This is a genomic window from Thermococcus henrietii (genome assembly GCF_900198835.1).
Taxonomy (GTDB): domain Archaea; phylum Methanobacteriota_B; class Thermococci; order Thermococcales; family Thermococcaceae; genus Thermococcus; species Thermococcus henrietii.
In genome coordinates, this window is record NZ_LT900021.1 from 1,862,309 (window position 1) to 1,882,492 (window position 20,184).

Here is a 20,184-nt window from a genome sequence, read left to right on the forward strand (position 1 = left end):
ACCACCTTTTACACCCGCTTTGGAATCCGCTTTATAAACCTAACCCGCTTAAACACTTTCACGTCAAAATCTCGTCAAGCCTGTCCTCCTCAAGCCCCTGCCTCAGCTCCATCGCTATCCTCCTGCCGGTGCTCACCGGGAAATCATAGCGGAGCCAGCTGTAGGGGGAGCCGTGGACGAAGGGGTTCGTTCCGGCAACTATCCTCGCCGAAATCTCGAAGACTACAAACTCCAGCTCCTCGGTGAATACACCTTCAAGGCAGAAAGGACCCCAGAGACCGCCCATGAGCTTTTCGGCAGTCTGTACTACCCTTTCACCGGCCTCAATGACGTCCATGAGCAGGCTCTCGCGCAGGACGAGTGGAATGTTGCCGATAACAGTGTAGTTCGTGGCCAGCTCGATGTCCAGTTGCTCTTTCGCGGGAATCCTGCCTACCGCGTCGGCGTTCGACTCATAACGACGGTCGATGCTCATCAATTCGAGCTCGCGGTTCAGCTTTGAGTAGAAGTAGTGCGGATAAACCGGAACTCCAATCACGTACTCCTGAATCTGGATTCCGCCCAGGTCTTCCTTGTCCCTGATGCCGAGCCTCTCGGCCTTCCTCCAGAAGTCCTCAGGGCTTTTTGCCAGAAAATAACCCTTTCCTCCCTTCGCCCCGAAGGGCTTGACTATCACAGGGCCGTCTATATCGTCGGGGTCGTCGTAGACCCTCGGAAGGCGTAGCTTCGCCTCTTCGAGCCACTTCCTCTCGAGCGAGCGGTCGCTCTCCCACCTCAGCACCTCTTTGTTGCCGTAGTAGGGGACGCGCATCTTCTCGACGAGCTCAACGCCGAGGTGCGCCACAAAGGAGCCGGTGGGGATAACCACAGCGTCAAGATTAAGGAGTTCTTCCTCGGGGTAGCTCCCCTCGATGAAGTAATCGGCAACCGGAAAGTACTTCGTGTAGAGCGGTCTAACCCGGGCCTTTCCGAAGGCTACTGTCTCAAAGCCTTCCTGCTTCGCCCCCTTCAAAATCTGAAGGGCCGAGTGGGAGGCATACGTTGCTACTCTCATTCCTCCTCACCCAAAAGCCTTGGTAGGGACTCGTGAACGGCTCTGAGCTCCGAAATGGGTTTTCTGAGGAGTTCCCGCCCGTTCCAGAGGAAGACCGCATCGCTCCCGCCGGTCCTTCCGATGATGGTAAAGTGCTTGAATAGACCCTTGAGCTCCTCAAGGTTTTCCTCTGGGAACGTCACGATGTATCTTGAGTGGCTCTCGCTGAAGGCGACTTCGATTGGGCTGGAGGTTTCAGAGGGAACCTTCGAGAGGTCGGCCGTGAAGCCTGCATTTCCGGCAACGGCCATCTCCGTCAAAGCGACCGCCAGGCCACCCCTACTAACGTCGTGGACGGCCCTGACGAGGCCCCCCCTTATCGCCTCAAGGATTCCATTCGCGTTGGCTTTTTCCTCCTCAAGGTCTACGCGCGGTGCGAGGCCACCTTCAACGCCGAGCCTCGCGAAGAGCTCGGAACCGCCGAGTTCGGGCTTCGTGAGGCCGACTACCCCGATGAAGAGGCCCTCCTCGAAAGCCCCGTGCGGAATACCCTCAAGCTTCACCTTCCCGAGGCCGGCAACGACGGGAGTCGGCTTTATCGGCCTGTCAACGACCTCGTTGTAGAAGCTCACGTTCCCGCTGACGTACGCCAGGCCGAAGGCCCTCGCCGCGTCCGCCAGGCCTTTAACAGTTTCGGCAAAGCTCCAGTAGACCTCGGGCCTCTCTGGCGAGGCGAAGTTGAGGTTGTCAACCAGGGCCAGAGGCTCGGCCCCAACGCTGACGAGGTTCCTCACCACCTCTGCAACGGCCCCCATCGCGCCGTGGTAGGGGTTCAGGTAGCTGTGGTTCGGATTCCCGTCGGCGACGAAAGCCAAACCGTACTCGTCGTTTATCTTAAGAACCGCCGCGTCCCTGCCCGGTTTAAGGACGGTTCTCCCCTGGACCTCGTGGTCGTACTGCTCCCAGACCCAGCGTTTGCTCAAGATGTTCGGACTGCCCCAGACGAGGTCGAAGGCTTCTCCAAAAGAAACGTCCGGCGTCTCGACCGGTCTCTCGGCGCTGTAAGGTTTCAGCTCCCACTCTATCGTAGGAACGTCAGTTAAGAGCTCTATCGGCAAATCCGCAACTTTCTCGCCCCTCCAGTAGACGACGAAGCATGGCTTCTCAATCGTCTCGCCGACGACGGTCCACTCGAGCTCGTACTCCTCGAAAATTCTGCCTATTTCCTCGATGTCCTCTGGCCTAACCGCGAAGAGCATCCTCTCCTGGCTCTCTGAAATCATAACCTCGGTCGGACTCATTCCCGGCTCGCGGAGAGGGACCCTGTCCGCGTATATTACTGCACCAAAGCCCTTCTTGCCCGCCATTTCAGAGGAGGCGCAGGCCAGTCCCCCGCCTCCCAAATCCTTGAGCGCCTTAACTTTGCCGGTGTAAACGGCCTCGAGGGTGGCCTCGATGAGGAGCTTCTCGGTGAAGGGGTCTGGAATCTGAACGGCCGAGCGGTCTTCTTCGGTCTTCTCGCCCAGCTCCTCGCTCGCGAAGGTTACGCCGTGAATCCCGTCCCTGCCGGTCCTGTTGCCGACGAGGATTAGCTTGAGGCCAGGTTCGGTCACGTAGCTGTGGATGAGGTACTCCGGCCTCATGATGCCAACGCAGGCGACGTTGACGAGCGTGTAGTTATCGAGGCTTTCGTCGAACTCGGTCTCGCCTCCAACGGTCGGAACGCCTATCCTGTTGCCGTAATCGGCTATTCCCTTAACAACCCCCTCGAAGAGGTAACGGTTTCTCTCCTTCTCCAGCGGGCCGAAGCGTATGGGGTCGAGAAGCGCTATTGGCCTCGCGCCCATGCAGAGTATGTCCCTCACTATCCCGCCGACTCCGGTTGCAGAACCGCCATAGGGCTCGACCGCGCTCGGGTGGTTGTGGCTCTCGATTCCAACGACTATCCACATCTTGTCGTCGAACCTCACTATTCCTGCGTCTTCGCCGGGGCCTAAAATCACGTGCTCGTTCTCCGTCGGGAGGAGCTTGAGCCAAGGCCTGCTTGATTTGTACGATGCATGCTCGCTCCACATAACTTCGAGCATCGCCCACTCGAGCTCGTTCGGCTCCCTCTTCAGGCGCTCACGGATGAGCTTCTCCTCGTGCGGGAACATTTCCTCACCTCCTCGCCCACTCAACCATGCTCCTGAACAGCCTCAGGCCGTCCTCACTCCCCAGAAAGCGGTCGCTCGCGCGCTCAGGATGAGGCATCGTCCCGAGAACGTTGCCACGCTCGTTGGCTATCGCCGCTATGTTCAGAACCGAGCCGTTGGGGTTGGCTTCTTCGCTCACGTTTCCCTTTTCGTCGCTGTACTGGAAGACTATTCTGACCTTTGAGGGGTCGTCGGTGTAGTAATTGCCCTCCGCGTGGGCAATCGGCATCCTTATGACCTCTCCCGGCTCGTAGAGGGAAGTGAAAGGAGTTTCCGTGTCGTTTACTCGGAGGTGAACCCACCTGCAGAGAAAGCGCGGAACCCTGTTGGGTCTCAAAGCCCCGGGCAGAAGGCCCGCCTCGGTGAGGATTTGAAAGCCGTTGCAGATTCCAAGGACCGGCCGTCCCTCCTCGGCGAACTCCTTCACTTCCTCCATTATCTCCTGACGGGCGGCTATCGCACCGGCGCGAAGGTAATCGGCGTAGCTGAAGCCACCCGGCAAAACCACGCCGTCGAAGTCCCTAAGGCTCGTTTTATACCAGACGCGCTCCGCCTCGGCTCCGGCCTTCCTTATGGCCCGCTCCGTCTCGAAGTCGCAGTTGGTTCCAGGGAACACCACCACAGCAAAGCGCACCATCTCAGCTCACCGGCTCTATCCTGTACTCCCAGCTGTGGATGAGCGGGTTGGCGAGGAGCTTCCGGCACATCTCCTCCACCTCTTCCTCCGGTCTCTCACTTTCAAGCTCAAACTCGAAGCACTTCGGAACGCGCAGGCCTTCAACGGCGTAACCGAGGTTTCTGAGGGCCTTCCCTATGACCCTCCCCTCAGGGTCGTTGAGTCCCTCCTTGAGGCGAACGGTAACGGTAACCCTCCACTTCATCTCCACCACCTTGTCAGAAAAGTGTAAAAATTGGGAGTTTTTAAGGCTTATTTTGACAGAAAAATGTCAATATAATCCCTTCACTTTTTAATACCTTAGAGCACAAATTTTATAAAATCTTAGAATACCCAACATTGGTGATTTAAATAAAAAACTATAGTACGTATATTTATCGTTATGTTAATACTTGAATTGACTGTAAATCATGCACTTGTGTCAGGAGAAGCAACACAAGGTATAGAACAACAACTGGGAACATCAGAAGGGTATCATGTCGTAGTAAAGGGGGTCCCCTTGTCGTATTTGCACTCCCCGGAGAAGACGGAAAAGTGCCGACCAAAGAAGAAGTTATTGCAATAACATCTTGAGGACCTGATTGCATATTGAGCCCATTTGAAGGATGATGCTGTCAATTTACTGTCGATTTCTAGTCTTTTCTTTTTTAGGAATAAAATTTATAAGTTATATTATCAGAACTAATCTGGTGATTTGCTTGAAAAGAGCTGTAGGAGCAATTATATTAATTTTAATATTCGGGCTAACAGTAAATCCGGCACTTGCCACAGGGAGTGCAGTTCAGCGGACAGAAGAGGGGATAATCACATATGAAATTGAAATTTATGAAGTTCCGACAAAGGTAACTATAGCAGAAAACTCAATCCTGAAAACCCCCGAGGAAGTTAAAGCCTTCATCGAAAGTCATCTAAGTAAGGAAGAGTTCATAAACGGCGCTGTAGTTGATGTTTCAGAGGCCCCCTTGAAAAAACAGAGGCAAAATGAGATTATCACTGCGAATTTTTATAAGCCTATCAGCACTGCCTCGATTGGTACAGTTATTTCGGGAATTGTGGAAGTTTTCTCTGTGGGATGGTTCATCTTAACAGGACCATACGCTCTGTTTGCGATGGCAATAATAGTAGCGGGCATCGCAGCCGCATATGCCGTCTATAAATACAGTGATGAAATTCGTGAAAAGCTCGACAGCGCTTATCAGTACTTCTATAACTACGTAGAAGAGAGAAAAATGGATGAGAAGACAATCCACATCTATGAAAGGAGCTTTTATGGTGGACTCCCTAAAAGAATTTATGTGAAAGACTTTGTTCATAAAAGAGACTTTAAGGTTACCATTGGAGAATTGGTTGAAGTCATTGTTGATGTTCCTTCTGGTAAGCTTGCCCTTAATGCAACCGTGAAAAATTTAAAGGAAGGCAACTGGAAATTAGCGGCTTTAAAGGGGATCAGGTTCATCATTGGGGCTACTGGAGAGGCCGTGGCATATCTTGCAATGATAAAACCCGAAGCATACGGGCCATCAGTTATAAACATAACGCCCCGCTCGAATGCAAAAGGTCCAGATTTTATTTATGTAAAAAGCACAAAGATTCCCTCCGATTTGACTAAATGGGAAGCAAAAGGAACCACAGTTTTCAGGGTCACCTCATTAATTCGAGACGGATACAACCGTAATTTGGAAGGTCAGCCAGGTATCGTTTCCGTTTACAGGATGAAAGGATCAAATCTTTATGTGGCATTCATACACGGGTAGGAGGAATAAAAATGCACATGCACACGATACGGATGCAGGCTGTGCTGTTCAACTACACCTCCAGAAAGCGGTTGCTCGAGGAGATCCTAAGCAGGAAAGCGGATCATCCGCTACGTGGGATTATTGAGGAGCTTTTTCAAGCGGTCATAGGATTCTTTGGTGCTGGGGAGTGGGAACTCTGCTCAGAGGCATGCTCCTATCTCAGACGCCTTGAAGATCATTTAAAAAATAAAGGAGAGAACTTAGAAGACCACATGGATCAGTTCCTTGGACCATATCCTGAACTTGTCAGGCTCCTCTGCAGGATACTCCCCGTCATGAGATGCGAGGGCGTTCCCGAAAAAGAGGATCTGGAACGATTGAAGGAACTGTCTAGAAGCAGATATCTTATCTTCCCTGACCTCGTTAGAGATGCCTTTGTAGCCCTCCGAAAGCACCTGAAAGAAAAGGCACCAGATGAGGTTCTTGAGGAAATAGAAGTTCCTCCAGTTCCTCAGCCAACGGAAGCCCCCGAAATGACTCTCAACATGCAAATTACAAGCCTTAGGCTGGAGTTTAGCACTGCAAAACTATGGATGGAAAAGCTTCTCTCAGGGGATGTAGATGAGGCAGAGATTGGTTACTACATCCTTAAACTTACAAGAGACTTTTCCCGCGCCTTTGAACTGTTCTTTGCACTTGGAGAAGACGAAAGCACGAGGAAAACGTGGGAGGTCATCGAGAGGCTCAAAAAATTGAGCAGGGAGCATTCTCTAAGCCTGACCATAGACCCAGCTGTCTATTGCCCCCTTCAAAAGGCCGAGGCACTCCACGAACTCTGGTCCTTCATGGAAAAGTCTATGCCGGTTCCAAGTGAGACGCTGTCCCGAGTTCTTGCCGTTCTTTATGGTAGGACACCGCTCCAAAGGGAGGCTCTCCTCCGAATCAAAGAGTACCTTGAATCCCAAGGCTATGAAGTTCCAGAAGAACTCATGGAAGCTTTGGACAGGTTCCCCAAACCCAGAGAGGTTGATTACTGGGAGGAATACCAGAAAACGCTGAAAGAATTCGAGGAAAAGGGTGAAAAGTTCCATAAGAAGGCAAAGAAGGGGTGGGAGCTCGTGGAGAGCGGAAGCGCTGAAGATCCAACAGGCTCCCTCCAGGAGATAATCTGGAACCTGAGCGAGGCCGTTGTTTACAACTTTGCCATGCGAAAGTTTAAGCTGGTGAAGGAAGCTTATGAAATCTTTCTTAAAGCATACGAATTTGCGAAAGAAAACAACCTGTTCATGTTCAAGGCAAGGCTCAGCGAAGATATCTGGCTCGGAAAGCTCAAACGCGTGAACCTCAAGTGGGGCAACGACGTAAAATGGTACGAAGATTACCGGGTCATCTCCAACAGGATAATCCGGCTGACAAGAATTGCGGAATTTATGATGTGGAAGCGCAGGATTCCGGAATTCCTATATGCCAATCCCTACACCAACCTCGGTGGGGATTACGAGGAGAACGACCCCCCGCTGTGGGCTCTAACCAGAGGGCTTATGATGATACTGAACTACAACCGCTCCAGAGGAGTTCTCCCAAGTGCAGGGCTCCAAGAGGAAGTCCTGAACTACGCCCTGAGGCTCAACCTTCTGTGGCCCGAAAAAACCGAGGTCTGGGAGTGCAGGGATGGAATCTGCGCCGTCTTTAGAGGAGAGCTCAACGGGGAAGCGATTAAAAAGTTAGAGAGGGACGTCTGGGATGACGACATCGTGTTCTACCATGGAAAGGACATCGTGATAGGTTACTCAAGGAAAAGAAAGCTTGGGTACGTGTGCACAAAAGGTGAAGATGAAAAAGAACTGACGTACTTCATACCCTAAAAGAAAACGCAAGGGCGCTGGGAGCTTCCCCCTCATTTTGCCCGTCAGGTTACCACCTTCTCAAGCTCGTCGAGCTCGATAGCGCGCTTTATCTCCAAGGCAATCCTCCGTCCGGTGCTCATGGGCTTCCTCCAGAGGGCGTTGCCGTAGGGGTGTCCCATCGCCATGTGGATGTTAGTTCCACCGCCGGTTCTCGGGGCGACGTCGTAGATGTAGAAGTTCAGGTCTTTGTCAACCGCCGTCTGGAGCGTGAACGGCCCGATTATTCCCGGCTTGTAGTATTCCTGCGTCGCCTTAACGTACTTCTCGGCCATGTCGAAGACCTTCTCCAAAAGCGACTCGCGGAGGGTCGATGAAGCGTGGCCCGTTACGGTGTATTCCGGCTCGAACTGCCACTCGGGAAGGGTCAACTGCTGGGAAGCGGGAAGCCTTACGTGGCCGTCCAAGCTCGTTTCGAAGCGCCAGTCTATTCCCAGGAGCTCAATCTCCCCGTCAATAGGCGAGTAGAAGAAGTCGAAGTTGAACACAGGCCCGATGATGTAGCGCTCGATTCTGGCTTTAGCGAGGTCCTCCTCCGTGATTACGCCGAGTTTAATGAGCTTCTCAGCCTTCTCGCGGAACTCTTTATATGATGCCGCCGTGAAGAATCCGCGCTCAAGCCTCTTCTTGGCGTGCGGAAGCTTGACTATGACGAGGCCGACCTCGTCAATCTCCTCCGGCTCAACCGGCTCGGGGTAGGGGAGTCCAGCCTTCTCAAGCAACCAGTAGTAGCTCTTCTCCTCGCTCCTCTCCTCGCTTCTGAGCAGGTTCCTGCTCCCGAAGAGCGGAACCCTGAACTCGTTCTCCACCCTGCCTATGCCGGTGTAAACCACGAAGGAGCGGTTGGGGACGAAGATAACGTTTCTCCTAATGAGCTCGTCTTGAACGTCTATTATCTGGGCAAACTTTTCAAGAACGATGACTTCATCGATGAAGCCCTTGGTCAGGCCGTCCTTCGTCTTCCTCAGCCTGAAGTACTCGGCGTAAGTCCTGTGCCTGCCTCTCTGGGCGACGACGAGGACGGGCAAACCTTCCTCCTTAGCCCCATCGGCTATGTCAAGAGCTGAATGGCTTCCAAGGACGCCGACTGTTATCTTCTCGGGGTCGTACCTCTCGAGTATTCCCAAAATTTCATCGCGGCTTATCATTCCCATCACCTCAGCACGGGTTCGGCTCGAACTCCTTTCCAAACTCCTTCATCAGCCCAATCCTCTTCTCGACGCTCTCCCTGGTTCCAACGTCGCGCCTGTAGAACAGCTCACCCTTTATGTGGGGAATCGCTCCCTGAGCTATCCTCTCGGCCTCTTCCAGAGTCTCCGCAATTCCGACGACGGCTATGGCCCTCGAGCCGAGTAGCGTGAAGTTCTCGTCAATTGAGGCGTAGTAGAGCCTCGCACCGACCTCTTCAACGGCCTTCTCGTCGACTTCTACCTTCACGCCCCTGACTGGGTTCGTTGGATAACCTTTCGGCGCGAGGTACTTGACGACCGTCGCTTTACTTTCGAACTCCGCCCTCTGGAGGTTGCCGTCAACTATTCCCTCGGCTATTTCGAGGAGGCTCGTCCTGAGGAGCGGAAGGACGTTTATCGCCTCGGGGTCGCCGAAGCGGGCGTTGTACTCTATGAGAACCGGCCCGTCCTTGCTGAGCATGAACTGGCCGTAGAGGATTCCCTTGTAGGGTGTCCCCTCCTTCCTCATGGCCTCGACGGTGGCTTTAAGCGTTTCAAGGGCCTTCTCGTAGTCTTCCCGCATCACGAAAGGAAGCAGGCCGTTGGAACAGGAGTAGCTCCCCATCCCACCGGTTATCGGGCCCTCATCGTTCTCGTAGGCGTGGGGATAGTCCTGAACGAGGGGCATGGGAAGGATTCTCTTCCCGTCGCTGAAGACCTGTAACGTGAACTCGACGCCGTCTGTCCTCTCCTCGATGAGAACCCTTCCGTCGCGCCTGATTAGCTCCTCGGCGTAGGCTTTGGCTTCCTCGTTGTCCCTCAGCTGATAGCCGACGACCTTAACGCCCTTCCCGCCGGTCAGGCCGATGGGCTTAACAACGACGGGCCTTCCGAAGTCGTCAACCCACGAGCGCATCTCCGAAACGTCGGTAAAAACGCGGAAGACCTTTCTTCCGGGGATTTCGTTGCGCTCCATGAAGGCCCTCGCGAAGGCCTTGTCGGTTTCGAGCTTAGCGGCTTCCCTGCTCGGCCCGACCGTTGGAATGCCGTTTTCCTCGAGGGTGTCAACGATACCCTTCTCCAGGGGCGCCTCGGGGCCGATGAACGCCAGCTCGACGCCGAATTTTTCGGCGTACTCAAGAACCTTTTCGATGTCCGTCTCCTTCGCCAGGCCGTAGCCCTTCGCGAGCCTCGCGAGGCCGGGGTTTTTGTGCTTCGAGACGACGTAGAGCTCGGCACCTCCTCTCACGAGGGCCTCCCCAATCGCGTGCTCCCTTCCTCCTCCGCCGACGAGCAGAACCTTCATGAGCTTCACCATTTATCTGTCAAAAACTTAGCTTTTTAAGGTTTATTTTTAGTTTTTTATGTTAATCAAATTAGTGGCCAGCAGTGGACATTAACGGTCTGGAAAGGCATTTATAATCCAAAGGTGTATACCCTACAGGGGATGAACCATGGGCGGGGCCGAGCAAGTACTTAGGATGCTCCCAAGGGGAGGTGTGCTCTCACTGATTCAAGCTGACCTAGAGTCCAATGGAGAGCTCTTCTCACTCATGGCACTCCGCTGGCTACTTGAGCGGGGGGACTCCGTTTTTTTATTCCTCTATGAGCCATTCAGGGTCTTCGAGAACAACGCAAGGAACGTTGGACTTGACGTTAAGGAGTACTTGGGAAGAAACCTCCACGTGTTTGATGCGTTCGGGAGCGTATACCACATTCCCCGTGAGGAGGAGGGAATTCATCAACTCTCAGGCTACCTTGACGACTCTGTTTTTATAATAAAGCTGCGGGAGTGGGCATTGAGAACCCTCGAATCAAGGGAGTGGCGGAACCTCTGGATTTTCACGTACACATCAACTGGAGTATGCAAACTGTTCAGAAGGCCGTACCTCGTGTACAGGATGATTTGGGCAATGAGGGAGCTCTTACTCAACAGTGCCGACAACAGGGGGACCGTTTTAACACTGTCCGAGCCGGAGTGTCCAGAGATAAGTAGCCTAGCATACATAACCTCGGACGTTGTTATTGAAACACACGTGGTCGGCGGCAGAAGGGTCGGCATAGTGACCAAGGGGCCGAACGAGGGGAGGGTGTTTGAACTGTTCGGGGGTGAGTGAATGCCATCATGGGAAATCCCAGCACTCGACGAAACGCTTGGAGAACTCAAGAAGTACTCCTTCGTTTTAATACATGAAGTGGACCCGAGGGCAAGGGGAAAGGAAATCCTCCTACACATCCTCAGGGAAAAGCTCAAGCGAGGAGACCTCGTGGGGTACTTTAACATCTCCTATCCCATACACATCCTCATGAAGGCCTTTGAAGTCTCTGGAATAGACGCAAGAAAGTACCTGAATGAGGAAAACCTAGCGATAATAGACACCTTCGGAAGTTTTTACGACGTCGTCAGCAACCTTGGCGGTGTCTGGTACCTAAGGGGGTCCCTCTCGGCGGACGTTCTTCCAGCCAAGTACGTAGAGGTTGTTGAGGCCCATAAGAAGCGATGGGCTAAGCTCAAAATGTTCCAGGGGCGGGAGCTCTACGGGTTCGCAATGGACGTATCGGACTACATAGACATGCTCGGTGGAGAGTCCGAGACCTTGCGCTACCTCGAAATCTCGGCCGAGCTGAGGGCCAACGCGAGGGCCTACAGAGAATACCCAAAGGGAACGAACTTCTGGCTTTGGGGAAGGAAGGGAGGTTTAAGGGTGCTCGCCTCGGTTTACAGGCGCGCAACCTACGTCCTGCGCGTGAGGAGCGAACTCAGCGGGGACAGAGTGGTAAGGTACCTGGAGGTCCTTAAGGCACCGGACATTGGAGGAGAAGTCATCAAGTTTGCATATCACTTTGAGAACGGTGTTCCTGTCCTAAGAAGGGTTTAACCCAAATCTGATAATTTTTTAGGAAATTTTTTAAAGTTTTAACTTTTTTATGTCAACGGTGGTGACCGTGAAGGTTCTGGTTGTTATGGGAAGCAAGAGCGACGGCCACATAGCCGAAAAGGTTACGGCGGTCCTCGACGAGTTTGGTGTTGAGTACGACGTTGAAGTTGCCTCCGCTCACAGAAACCCGAAAAAAGTTGAGGAGCTGGCAAAGAAGGACGACTACGACGTCTTCATAGCCATAGCAGGTCTCAGTGCCGCCCTGCCCGGGGTTATAGCGGCACACACGATTAAGCCCGTTATTGGCGTCCCCGTCTCGGCAAAGCTGGGTGGACTCGACGCGCTCCTCAGCATAGCACAGCTCCCACCTGGAGTACCCGTTGCCACGGTGGGGATAGACAACGGCAAGAACGCCGCCCTGCTAGCAATAGAAATTCTCGCACTGAAGGATGAGGGACTCAAGAAGAAACTTGAGGAATACCGGGAGAAAATGAGAGGCTGATTCTCAACAACATCAGCTTGATTCCCAGTGTTTTCTTAATTTTAAAATCAGAGAAGCCTGATTCAAAACGGGGGATGAAGGGAAACCCCCCGATTCTTAATTCCACCCCTTCTTTATTCGAGCCCTCTCCTCGATTACAACTTCCTTATTCTCAACCCTCAGGCCTGATTTCATCCCAAGGGTTCACGCCATATTGATGGCCATAGGATTTTTTAAATTTTTCGGATATCCTCCAACGAATTAGAACGAATCCGCACATGTGCTCAATGTACGGAATTTAACATAATGAACAAATGAAAACAAAAGGTCAGAGGAGGTGCTTCCTCTTCTCGTAATCCTGTCCGTGCCAGTCAGAGGAGCGCGTTCTGAGCTCTATCATGTGGGCAACCATCTCGGCCTTCCTCTTGGCTTCCTCCACATCCTTATCCCAGGCTATCGCAACGCCTAAACGCCTTCCCGGATAAGCCTCTGGCTTACCGAAGAGCCTCACCGTCGCGTTCGGGACGCTCAGGGTCTTGGTCAACCCGCGGAACCTCGGCGAGTAGCCGGAGACGTTGGCCTTGATGACGTGCGTTGCCGCGGGAGTCAGGAGCGGGAACAGACGATAGCCGTCGACCCACTCGCCCGGAATCGGGAGGCCGAGAACGGCCCTTAGGTGAAGCCCGAACTCGGAGAAGCCGGTCGGGTGGGAAGCCAAAGTCACCATTCCGGTGTCGTGGGGCCTCGGTGAGACCTCGTTGGCCCAGACCCTATCGCCCTTCACGAACATCTCGACGCCAAACAGTCCGAGACCGCCGAGGACGTCGGTGATGCGCTTCGCTATCCTGTAAACCTCGCGCTCCGCCTTCTCCGATATTTCAGCAGGCTGCCAGCTGGAGTGGTAGTCGCCGTCGATCTGGTAGTGGCCGACCGGCTTCGGGAAGGTGGTAACTACCTCACCGTTCTCGTCGTAGTGCCTCACCGCGAGCTCCGTAACCTCGACGTCGAAGTCTATGTGCTCCTCGACGATTATCTTGTCGGCGCTGCCGCGGGCTTTCTTCTTGGCAACTTCCCAGGCCTTGGGTATGTCTTCGGGACCTTTAACGAAGTAGGAGCCCTTGCCCGAGGAGCTCATTATGGCCTTGGTGTGGCAGGGGTAGCCTACCTTCTCGCAGGCCTCGTAGAGTTCGTCGAGCGTGGTCGCGTAGGCGTAGCGGGAAGTTGGAACCTTCGCTTTCTTCGCCAGCGTTTCCCTCGTCCTCTCGCGGTGCATGGCTATCCACGTCGCCTTCGCGTTCGGAACCACGAAGTAGCCGTCCTTCTCGAGCTCGAAGAGGGCATCAAGGTTAATCGCCTCAATCTCAGGGATTATCGCGTTGGGCTTCTCCCTCTCGACGACCGAGAATAGAAAGTCCGCGTTCCTCATGTCTCCCACGTAGGAGCGGTGGGCGACCTGCATAGCTGGAGCGTTGGCGTAGCGGTCAACGGCTACAACCTCCACGCCGAGCCTCTGGGCCTCAATCGCTATCTCCTTTCCGAGTTCTCCACTCCCGAGGAGGAGTATCTTTTGAGCCGAATCAGTCATGGCTGTTCCGAGCTCATCACGGGGCTTAATCATCCGCACCACCTCAAACGTCACAGTGTTTGACGTTTTGATGTTAAAAACTTATGGTATTTAAGCCTTTTTTTAACAGAAAAATGGTGACAATCACACACTTCTTCATGGATACCGAGGAGTAATCGGTTACCACCATTATAATTTCAACCAATTTTGGAACTTTTAGAACGTTTTTAGTGGTTTTATTTAACCAAAAGGTTTTTATATGGGTGCCTAACTACTTGAAATTGGTTGTTCCTTATGTCAAAGTTTGGATTGTGGTGGATTAAGTGGAACGGTTCCGGGTACGAGTCGAGGATGACCCGGGGAGGGAGGAGACTGTACGACAGCAATGAGGTTGTGGATGAGTTTGCGAAGAGGGGTTTTGACAGGATTGTGTTCCTTGGGTCATTGGGCTTCGGCGGCCCCCACGTCCCAGAAAGCGGTACTAACCAAGATAGGTACGACAAGCTCAATGAGTACGTTCGTGCTCTCTGCGAAGGGCGCTACGACTGGGGCATAGATAAGGACAATCCTAACTGGGGGGAGTCAAGATACAAAGTTGGTCGCTCCGATGGGCGTCACTTCGCGCGATGGGCTTCCACAAAAACAGGTTCCATGAAATACTACGTTCCGATACCTTTCTCCTATGACCTGCAAAACAAGATAATCTATAAGGACAAGAAGGACAAGGAGTACCCTGCCCCCCCAAGGGACTGCCCGATGAACGGTTTTGACGATTCCTACTGGCAGGGCTGGATTGACGGTGTTCTTGACATCTCTGACAACAACAGAATCGGCTTCTACTGGAGTTACGAGAGCTGCTTTCAGGGCACTAATTATGACTCAAACTTTTATGATTGCTTTGGACCAATGTGCAAGATCAACTCAGAGAAGTGCGTAAATAAATACATAAAATTCATTAAAAACATGTCAGATTACATCCACGACCACAACCTAGAATTCATCTGGATTCCTGCAACAGGTGGCAGGGGTGTAACGTACTTGCATAAGGATGCTTTTGACGGAATTCTCAAAATTGGAGGTTGCTTTGATTACGTTTTTGTACAGCCGAACTATTATGAGTACCCTGAATGCGTAGAATACATTAACGGCACTAAACAATCATTTCCTTACTCGTATGAAAAGTTAGTTGAGAAAATTCGGTTCATTCACGGAGAACTCACAGAAACAGTGAGAGAACAAAATCCCAACACAAAAGTCTCAATAGAAATGGAAGCCGACAATGCTGTCCTTCCGGGTCAAAATGGACATTGCGCCTCGTGCAAGCATGGAAACCAGTACAAATGCAACGAAGAAGATAACGAAAAGTGCCTTGAGCGTGCTTGTCAATACGTTTGGGCGATACTGGAAGTGTACTCGGAGGTTTTTAATAGGCGGCCACCCATTCCCCCAGACCGTGCCATCAACACACTCTTCCCGGACAGGGCCTACTACTTTGGCACGGACTTCACGGTAATTGACAAGGTGAGGGAAACATGTCCAGAGTGGTAGCGGTTCTTTTAACTTTCCTTCTCCTGGCTCCAATTTTTCTTCATGAGGTCAACGCCGCAAACATTCAGAGCTTCCAAGCTTATCAAATCACAATCAAAGGATTAACTTACCCCGACGTAGGAGTCTTCCTAATCCCATCAATAACTCCCTACTGGCGGGTGAATGGTTCGTTTCCGGGCGAGTACCGCCTCCTCTACTTCGCGTACCCCTCTTACCATAACATCACCAACTGGACCATCAAGTACATGAACCTCACGAACCTCCCCGGAATCACGCACAAACTCAAAAACACAACACTCCCCTGGCCAACAAACAGATTCGACGTGTTCACATACCGCATGGATTCAATTCTCCACTGGTGGGCAAGAAACGGCACAACCTACGACTACCTCTTTGAAATGGGGGGAACAATTACGTCCAATGAAACAGTGCTACCCATAATCGCCAAGTACGGGCCAGTCAATCACCAACTGGTTGGACGTGTGGAAGGCGAGTACATCATTTTCAATGGCTCACAAGGATTCAAAATTCCAGTCAGTGGGCTCTTGAGGTATTATCCGAAGCAACTCCTGAACGACCTCGTGGGAGTGCTTTACCAAGACGTGATCACAACTTCCTCTGACATGACCATCCACAGGGAAGCCCTCCTCATCTACCCCCGCCACTTAAGCTACTGGAAAACCAACGGAAAAATTTACGTGGGCGTTAACTTTTCGACTGGCGTTGAACTGAACGCTAATCAATCAATCCCAATCCTCCTCTACTCGAAGGGAAAGTTGAAGCCAATAGTAGACGTTCTAAGGTTAATTACTCCCCAAGGCGACCCCCTCAGAAACCTGAAAAACCCAATCATCACACTAACATCCCAAACATGGATAACCCCAGCAACCGAGAGCAAGCTCGTTGACATCCTCTATGACAACATCTCTGAATTCTACGAGCTTCAATACTCCCTCGTCTCGAACGGGACTTCTGCAATCCTAATCGTTACAAGCGGTGATGCCTTCGTTCCTCCTTTAGGTGAAGAACCCCCCTCAGTGATTCCCTCCTACTACCCTTACCTTGTCGTGAACGGTGTTCCGCGGTTTTTGAACCTTTCACCCACTGTTAGGCAATTCAATCTCTCAGACTGGTCACTCTACCAATTCAAGTTCAGCGTTTGGAGGAGTCATTATGAGCTCCTCTGGGAGGAGTCTCCTCCAATGTTGAACTCTTCCATTGCTTACGTTCTCAACGGAACTTGCTGGAGGTTAATTAACAACTTTCACAACTCTCCCGGCTTCGTCGCCAACGGAACCGTTGAAGGAAACTATATGGTTTTCCGGTTTAACAGGACCACTCTAAGGATTCCACTCAGAGAATTAGCAAAGTATTACCCGCCAAAGGTTTGGGAGTGGCAGTTAGCCGCGGCGAAAGACGGGAACGGCTACCTAATAATCCCAACCGCAGGATTTGATTATGGTGTTGTTCCCCTGATATTCGGTCCAGGAAATTTTCTCCTGCCGGTGGATACTTCCTCCGAGGTTTATACATCGGGTGTTTATGCTCTTTATTATGTGGATGGGAGTTTGAAGCCGGTTTTTGATTTGCTTAGGCTTATGAGCCCCCAGGGAGACTTAGTCAGGAACCTGCCGAACCCGTTTAACTCCAGCGTGAGTTTTGGGTTGTGCAGTGCTGAAAGGAGGGGGAATGCCAATAGCTCAACGATAAGGGTGAGCAGAAACACGACCACGACCATTCGGGAGAATACGACACTCCCCAGCACGAACACCACAGGGGGAGCAAATGAAACGCCCGTACACTCAAACAAAACACGAACAAACACAACCACAACCCCAACATCAACAACCACAAAAGAAAAAAACATCTGCGGACCCGGACTCGTAGTCATAACTGCCATCTTGCCCCTCCTTCTGAGGCGTCCTCAGAATTAACATCAATCTGTCTAATTCTTGAGCTTTTATCTTCTCTTTTACCACAAACACGGCAAACCTTTTAAGCCCCCGGTGGAACTCCCACCGGTGATGCTCATGCTGACCTACGCCCAGGCCGGAGTTGATGACGAGAAAACTGCTAAAGCTTTGGGAAGCATAATAGGCCTTGCGAGGGAGACGTTCAGGTTCAGGAGGGGAAAGCCCGGGAAGCCAGCGGAGAACCTCGGCCACTACTCGGCCCTGCTCGACTTCGGGAGCTTCTACCTCGCCATCACGACAGACGGCGTCGGAACGAAGGTTCTCGTCGCGGAAGCGGTTGGAAAGTTCGACACGATAGGGATAGACATGATAGCGATGAACGTGAACGACCTCCTCTGCGTTGGCGCTGAACCGGTCGCGCTCGTTGACTACCTCGCAGTGAAGGAGCCGGACGAGAAAATCTTTGCCGAGATAGCGAAGGGCCTCTACGCTGGAGCGGAGCAGGCGGGGATAGCGATAGTGGGCGGGGAAACGGCTGTGATGCCTGACCTCATAAACGGCTTCGATTTGGCCGGAACGGCAATCGGAATCGTCGAGAATGGGAAGGTAATCACGGGGGAGATGATAAAGCCCGGCGACGCTGTAATAGGAATTTCGAGCTCGGGAATCCACTCAAACGGCCTGACCCTCGCGAGGAAGCTCCTCATTCCGAAGTACGGCCTCGACTACGAGTACGGGGGCAGGAAACTCTGGGAGTGGCTTTTGGAGCCGACAAGGATTTACGTGAAGGCGGTTCTTGAACTGCTCGAAAGGGTGGAAGTCCACGGTCTGGCCCACATAACCGGCGGCGGCCTTACAAACCTCAAGCGCCTCACGAACTACGGCTTCTCCCTTGAGATGCCCCCGATTGAGGGGATATTCAAGCTCATCCACGAGAACGGCGTTCCGCTGGAGGAGATGTTCAGGGTCTTCAACATGGGTGTGGGCTTCGTCGCGATTGTTCCCCAGGAGGAGAAGGAAGAGGCCCTGGAGATTCTCAACAAGCATTACGAGAGCTTTGAGCTCGGAAGGGTTACGGAGGGGCCCGGAATAAGGGTCGAGAACTTCGGCGTAAGACTTTAATTTAGGCAGACCAAAAGAGACCAGGTGGTGGAATGAACCCCCTGCTCGCGGGCCAGCTCTTCAGTTTTTCCCTCAAGGTGACGGCGGGGTTAGTCCTGCTTGCAGGCTGGAGGCGATACCGGAGGAACTCACTCCTCCTCTGGTCGCTCTTCTTCCTGAGTTCATCTCTCTCAATAGTCTCAGAGCTCCTTGGCTTCAATCTGGGGGTTCCCCTTTTCCAGGCAATCGGCGTTTCGTTCCTGGCAGGAGGCGTTGTTTCCCTCCTCGATGAGGAGGCCGTTGGGTTCCCCATACACTCCCTCAGGCTCGCGGCGCTAACGTTGCCGTTTCTGGTTTCCGTCTATATCGTCCTATACGCCAAAGTGGTGGCGGACCCAAAGCCAATATACCTGTCCTACGGTGTAGCCGGAATCTTCTACGCCTTTGCAGGAGTTGTCCTCTGGGGTGTTAGGAGGTTCTATCCCCGCTCTGGAACGCTCCTGAGTGCCATAATAACCCTTCACGGAATTCACAAGATGGACTACCCATTCCTCAGGCCCGTCGAGTGGTTCGCGCCCATCGGGTTCACCCTCGGGGCAACGCTGAACGCCCTTGAGGTTATAGCCTTCATCCACGTCGTCCTCTCCGAGAGGTTCAGGAACGTCGTCGAAGCCGAGAAACCGGAGGTCGTGAAAAAAGGCATCTTCATAGTGTCCCCGGATAGGTTCAGGACGTACGTCGAGGCGCTCTCCGACTTCCCGGTTCTGGCCTTCGCGAGAAGAAGGGACTTTCCGGAGAGGTGGGAGGTTCACCTGCTGACGACCGTCGAAGGGCCTGGCAACATCGGGCCGACCCAGCTTCACAGAATAATCGAGAGAACCCGCTCCTATCTGGCGGAGGCCCACCGCGAGAACGTGACGGGAGTGGTCGTCATCGAAGGGCTGGAGTATCTGATGATGTACAACGACTTCCGCTCGGTGCTGAAGTTCCTCGCGACGCTCGCTGACTACATAGCCCTCTACGGTGGAATGCTGGTCTTAGTTCTCGACGAGAAGAGCTTTGACGAGAGGCAGCTTAAAACCCTCAGGCAGGTTCTCAACGTGGGGGAGGTCGGATGATTCTGACCGCGAAGAAAAAGGCCTTCCTTGAGGAGCTTCCAAGGGTTGTAGGGGAGGCCGTTGAAACTTACGGAATCCGGCTGAGGAAAATAGAGATAGAGGAGGACGAGAAGGGTTGCTACACGGTTTTAATCACTTACGATTCGGAGTTCCACCTGTGAGCCTCTCGTAGAGCTTCTCGTAGGCTGAAATCAGGTCCCCTTTGTCAAAGCGGAAGACGTCCTTATCAAGGCTCTCCTTCGTCTCTGCGTCCCAGAAGCGGCAGGTGTCCGGGCTAATCTCATCCCCGAGGACTATCTCTCCCCTCTCGTTCTTCCCGAACTCGAGCTTGAAGTCCACGAGAATTATCCCGCGCTCGGCGAAGTACTTCCTGAGAACCTCGTTAACCTTGAGGGCGATTCTCTCTATCTCCCTGACTTCCTCCTCGCTTATCCCCAAGACCTTGGCGTGGTAGTGATTAATCATCGGGTCGCCGAGGCTGTCGTCCTTGTAGTAGAGCTCAACTATCGGCTCCGGAAGTTCAGTTCCTTCCTCGAGCGGGAGGCGCTTCTTCAAACTTCCTGCGACGACGTTCCTGACGACGACCTCGAGGGGGTACATCTTGAGCCTCTCAACGATGAGCCTGTTGTCGCCGGCGACGCCTATGAAGTGGGTCTTGATTCCGTTCTCCTCAAGAACCTTGAAGAGAACCGCGCTAATCTGGGCGTTGAGCCAGCCCTTACCCTTGAACTGGGCCCTCTTCTTGCCGTCGAAGGCGGTGGCATCGTCTTTGAACTCCATTATCGCCTTCCCATTGTCGAGCGGGATTACCTTCTTGGCCTTACCCTCGTAGACCTCCACCCGAATCACCAGTTTTATGTAAAACTA

18 protein-coding genes are annotated in these 20,184 nt (G+C 52.7%); 10 read left to right on the top strand and 8 right to left on the bottom strand.

Annotated features, from left to right (window positions below; all coding sequences use genetic code 11):
• Window positions 1–58: 58 nt before the first annotated feature.
• From CS910_RS10170 to purS, 4 genes are read right to left on the bottom strand one after another with little or no spacing between them, the layout of a single operon-like run.
• The gene (locus tag CS910_RS10170) at window positions 59–1,054 is read right to left on the bottom strand and encodes a formate--phosphoribosylaminoimidazolecarboxamide ligase (protein ID WP_099211737.1); all 996 of its coding nucleotides are present in this window, start codon (window positions 1,052–1,054) and stop codon (window positions 59–61) included.
• Complete coding sequence (gene purL / locus CS910_RS10175) at window positions 1,051–3,189, bottom strand: phosphoribosylformylglycinamidine synthase subunit PurL (protein WP_099211739.1); 2,139 nt, start codon at window positions 3,187–3,189, stop codon at window positions 1,051–1,053. Before purL ends, CS910_RS10170 begins: the two co-directional genes overlap by 4 nt.
• Window positions 3,190–3,193: 4 nt before the next feature.
• On the bottom strand, window positions 3,194–3,865 hold the full coding sequence (gene purQ / locus CS910_RS10180) for a phosphoribosylformylglycinamidine synthase I (RefSeq protein ID WP_099211741.1): 672 nt from the start codon (window positions 3,863–3,865) through the stop codon (window positions 3,194–3,196).
• 1 nt (window position 3,866) lies between these two features.
• Window positions 3,867–4,109, bottom strand: coding sequence for a phosphoribosylformylglycinamidine synthase subunit PurS (gene purS, locus CS910_RS10185; protein WP_099211743.1), 243 nt, complete (start codon window positions 4,107–4,109; stop codon window positions 3,867–3,869).
• A gap of 484 nt (window positions 4,110–4,593) precedes the next feature.
• On the opposite strand from purS, the gene CS910_RS10190 reads away from it, so the two are divergent.
• Both CS910_RS10190 and CS910_RS10195 read left to right on the top strand, forming a co-directional pair.
• Window positions 4,594–5,658: a hypothetical protein gene (locus CS910_RS10190; RefSeq protein ID WP_145955411.1), complete on the top strand. Its 1,065-nt coding sequence runs from the start codon at window positions 4,594–4,596 to the stop codon at window positions 5,656–5,658.
• Between the two features lie 11 nt (window positions 5,659–5,669).
• Window positions 5,670–7,505, top strand: coding sequence for a hypothetical protein (locus tag CS910_RS10195; RefSeq protein WP_099211747.1), 1,836 nt, complete (start codon window positions 5,670–5,672; stop codon window positions 7,503–7,505).
• Between the two features lie 44 nt (window positions 7,506–7,549).
• On the opposite strand, the gene CS910_RS10200 is transcribed toward CS910_RS10195, so the two are convergent.
• A complete protein-coding gene (locus tag CS910_RS10200; RefSeq protein WP_099211749.1) occupies window positions 7,550–8,692 on the bottom strand; it encodes a formate--phosphoribosylaminoimidazolecarboxamide ligase family protein in 1,143 nt (380 codons plus the stop codon).
• A gap of 10 nt (window positions 8,693–8,702) precedes the next feature.
• Window positions 8,703–10,019: a phosphoribosylamine--glycine ligase gene (purD, locus tag CS910_RS10205; protein ID WP_099211751.1), complete on the bottom strand. Its 1,317-nt coding sequence runs from the start codon at window positions 10,017–10,019 to the stop codon at window positions 8,703–8,705.
• Window positions 10,020–10,167: 148 nt separating this feature from the next.
• On the opposite strand from purD, the gene CS910_RS10210 reads away from it, so the two are divergent.
• The 3 genes from CS910_RS10210 to purE all read left to right on the top strand — a co-directional run bounded on the left by CS910_RS10210 (window position 10,168) and on the right by purE (window position 12,094).
• Complete coding sequence (locus CS910_RS10210; RefSeq protein WP_099211753.1) at window positions 10,168–10,830, top strand: hypothetical protein; 663 nt, start codon at window positions 10,168–10,170, stop codon at window positions 10,828–10,830.
• Window positions 10,831–11,592 carry a hypothetical protein gene (locus CS910_RS10215; protein ID WP_099211754.1) on the top strand — a complete coding sequence of 254 codons (762 nt, stop codon included), beginning with the start codon at window positions 10,831–10,833 and terminating at the stop codon, window positions 11,590–11,592.
• 67 nt (window positions 11,593–11,659) lie between these two features.
• Entirely contained in the window at window positions 11,660–12,094 is a 435-nt protein-coding gene (gene purE, locus CS910_RS10220; protein WP_099211756.1) for a 5-(carboxyamino)imidazole ribonucleotide mutase, read from the top strand.
• 307 nt (window positions 12,095–12,401) lie between these two features.
• On the opposite strand, the gene purT is transcribed toward purE, so the two are convergent.
• Window positions 12,402–13,691 carry a phosphoribosylglycinamide formyltransferase 2 gene (purT, locus tag CS910_RS10225; RefSeq protein WP_099211758.1) on the bottom strand — a complete coding sequence of 430 codons (1,290 nt, stop codon included), beginning with the start codon at window positions 13,689–13,691 and terminating at the stop codon, window positions 12,402–12,404.
• Window positions 13,692–13,931: 240 nt separating this feature from the next.
• Between purT and CS910_RS10230 the strand changes: the two genes are divergently transcribed.
• The 5 genes from CS910_RS10230 to CS910_RS12005 all read left to right on the top strand — a co-directional run bounded on the left by CS910_RS10230 (window position 13,932) and on the right by CS910_RS12005 (window position 19,478).
• On the top strand, window positions 13,932–15,185 hold the full coding sequence (locus tag CS910_RS10230) for a DUF4855 domain-containing protein (RefSeq protein ID WP_099211760.1): 1,254 nt from the start codon (window positions 13,932–13,934) through the stop codon (window positions 15,183–15,185).
• Window positions 15,170–17,119 (top strand): CGP-CTERM sorting domain-containing protein, encoded by a 1,950-nt coding sequence (locus CS910_RS10235; RefSeq protein ID WP_099211762.1) that lies wholly within the window; start codon window positions 15,170–15,172, stop codon window positions 17,117–17,119. The genes CS910_RS10230 and CS910_RS10235 overlap by 16 nt, the downstream gene beginning before the upstream one ends.
• Window positions 17,120–17,215: 96 nt before the next feature.
• Window positions 17,216–18,220: a phosphoribosylformylglycinamidine cyclo-ligase gene (purM, locus tag CS910_RS10240; RefSeq protein WP_099211764.1), complete on the top strand. Its 1,005-nt coding sequence runs from the start codon at window positions 17,216–17,218 to the stop codon at window positions 18,218–18,220.
• A gap of 32 nt (window positions 18,221–18,252) precedes the next feature.
• Window positions 18,253–19,317 (top strand): DUF835 domain-containing protein, encoded by a 1,065-nt coding sequence (locus CS910_RS10245; RefSeq protein WP_099211766.1) that lies wholly within the window; start codon window positions 18,253–18,255, stop codon window positions 19,315–19,317.
• Window positions 19,314–19,478: a hypothetical protein gene (locus tag CS910_RS12005; RefSeq protein WP_173866253.1), complete on the top strand. Its 165-nt coding sequence runs from the start codon at window positions 19,314–19,316 to the stop codon at window positions 19,476–19,478. The genes CS910_RS10245 and CS910_RS12005 overlap by 4 nt, the downstream gene beginning before the upstream one ends.
• On the opposite strand, the gene purC is transcribed toward CS910_RS12005, so the two are convergent.
• Window positions 19,450–20,157 carry a phosphoribosylaminoimidazolesuccinocarboxamide synthase gene (purC, locus tag CS910_RS10250; protein WP_099211768.1) on the bottom strand — a complete coding sequence of 236 codons (708 nt, stop codon included), beginning with the start codon at window positions 20,155–20,157 and terminating at the stop codon, window positions 19,450–19,452. The two genes, CS910_RS12005 and purC, sit on opposite strands and share 29 nt — an antisense overlap.
• Between the last annotated feature and the right edge of the window lie 27 nt (window positions 20,158–20,184).

What these genes read in the sequence shown, in the direction of transcription:
- CS910_RS10170 (WP_099211737.1), bottom strand. Translation starts at nt 1,054, where the DNA reads ATGAGAGTAGCAACGTATGCCTCCCACTCGGCCCTTCAGATTTTGAAG.
- purL (WP_099211739.1), bottom strand. Translation starts at nt 3,189, where the DNA reads ATGTTCCCGCACGAGGAGAAGCTCATCCGTGAGCGCCTGAAGAGGGAG.
- purQ (WP_099211741.1), bottom strand. Translation starts at nt 3,865, where the DNA reads ATGGTGCGCTTTGCTGTGGTGGTGTTCCCTGGAACCAACTGCGACTTC.
- purS (WP_099211743.1), bottom strand. Translation starts at nt 4,109, where the DNA reads ATGAAGTGGAGGGTTACCGTTACCGTTCGCCTCAAGGAGGGACTCAAC.
- CS910_RS10195 (WP_099211747.1), top strand. Translation starts at nt 5,670, where the DNA reads ATGCACATGCACACGATACGGATGCAGGCTGTGCTGTTCAACTACACC.
- CS910_RS10200 (WP_099211749.1), bottom strand. Translation starts at nt 8,692, where the DNA reads ATGATAAGCCGCGATGAAATTTTGGGAATACTCGAGAGGTACGACCCC.
- purD (WP_099211751.1), bottom strand. Translation starts at nt 10,019, where the DNA reads ATGAAGGTTCTGCTCGTCGGCGGAGGAGGAAGGGAGCACGCGATTGGG.
- CS910_RS10210 (WP_099211753.1), top strand. Translation starts at nt 10,168, where the DNA reads ATGGGCGGGGCCGAGCAAGTACTTAGGATGCTCCCAAGGGGAGGTGTG.
- CS910_RS10215 (WP_099211754.1), top strand. Translation starts at nt 10,831, where the DNA reads ATGCCATCATGGGAAATCCCAGCACTCGACGAAACGCTTGGAGAACTC.
- purT (WP_099211758.1), bottom strand. Translation starts at nt 13,691, where the DNA reads ATGATTAAGCCCCGTGATGAGCTCGGAACAGCCATGACTGATTCGGCT.
- CS910_RS10230 (WP_099211760.1), top strand. Translation starts at nt 13,932, where the DNA reads ATGTCAAAGTTTGGATTGTGGTGGATTAAGTGGAACGGTTCCGGGTAC.
- CS910_RS10235 (WP_099211762.1), top strand. Translation starts at nt 15,170, where the DNA reads ATGTCCAGAGTGGTAGCGGTTCTTTTAACTTTCCTTCTCCTGGCTCCA.
- purM (WP_099211764.1), top strand. Translation starts at nt 17,216, where the DNA reads ATGCTGACCTACGCCCAGGCCGGAGTTGATGACGAGAAAACTGCTAAA.
- CS910_RS10245 (WP_099211766.1), top strand. Translation starts at nt 18,253, where the DNA reads ATGAACCCCCTGCTCGCGGGCCAGCTCTTCAGTTTTTCCCTCAAGGTG.
- CS910_RS12005 (WP_173866253.1), top strand. Translation starts at nt 19,314, where the DNA reads ATGATTCTGACCGCGAAGAAAAAGGCCTTCCTTGAGGAGCTTCCAAGG.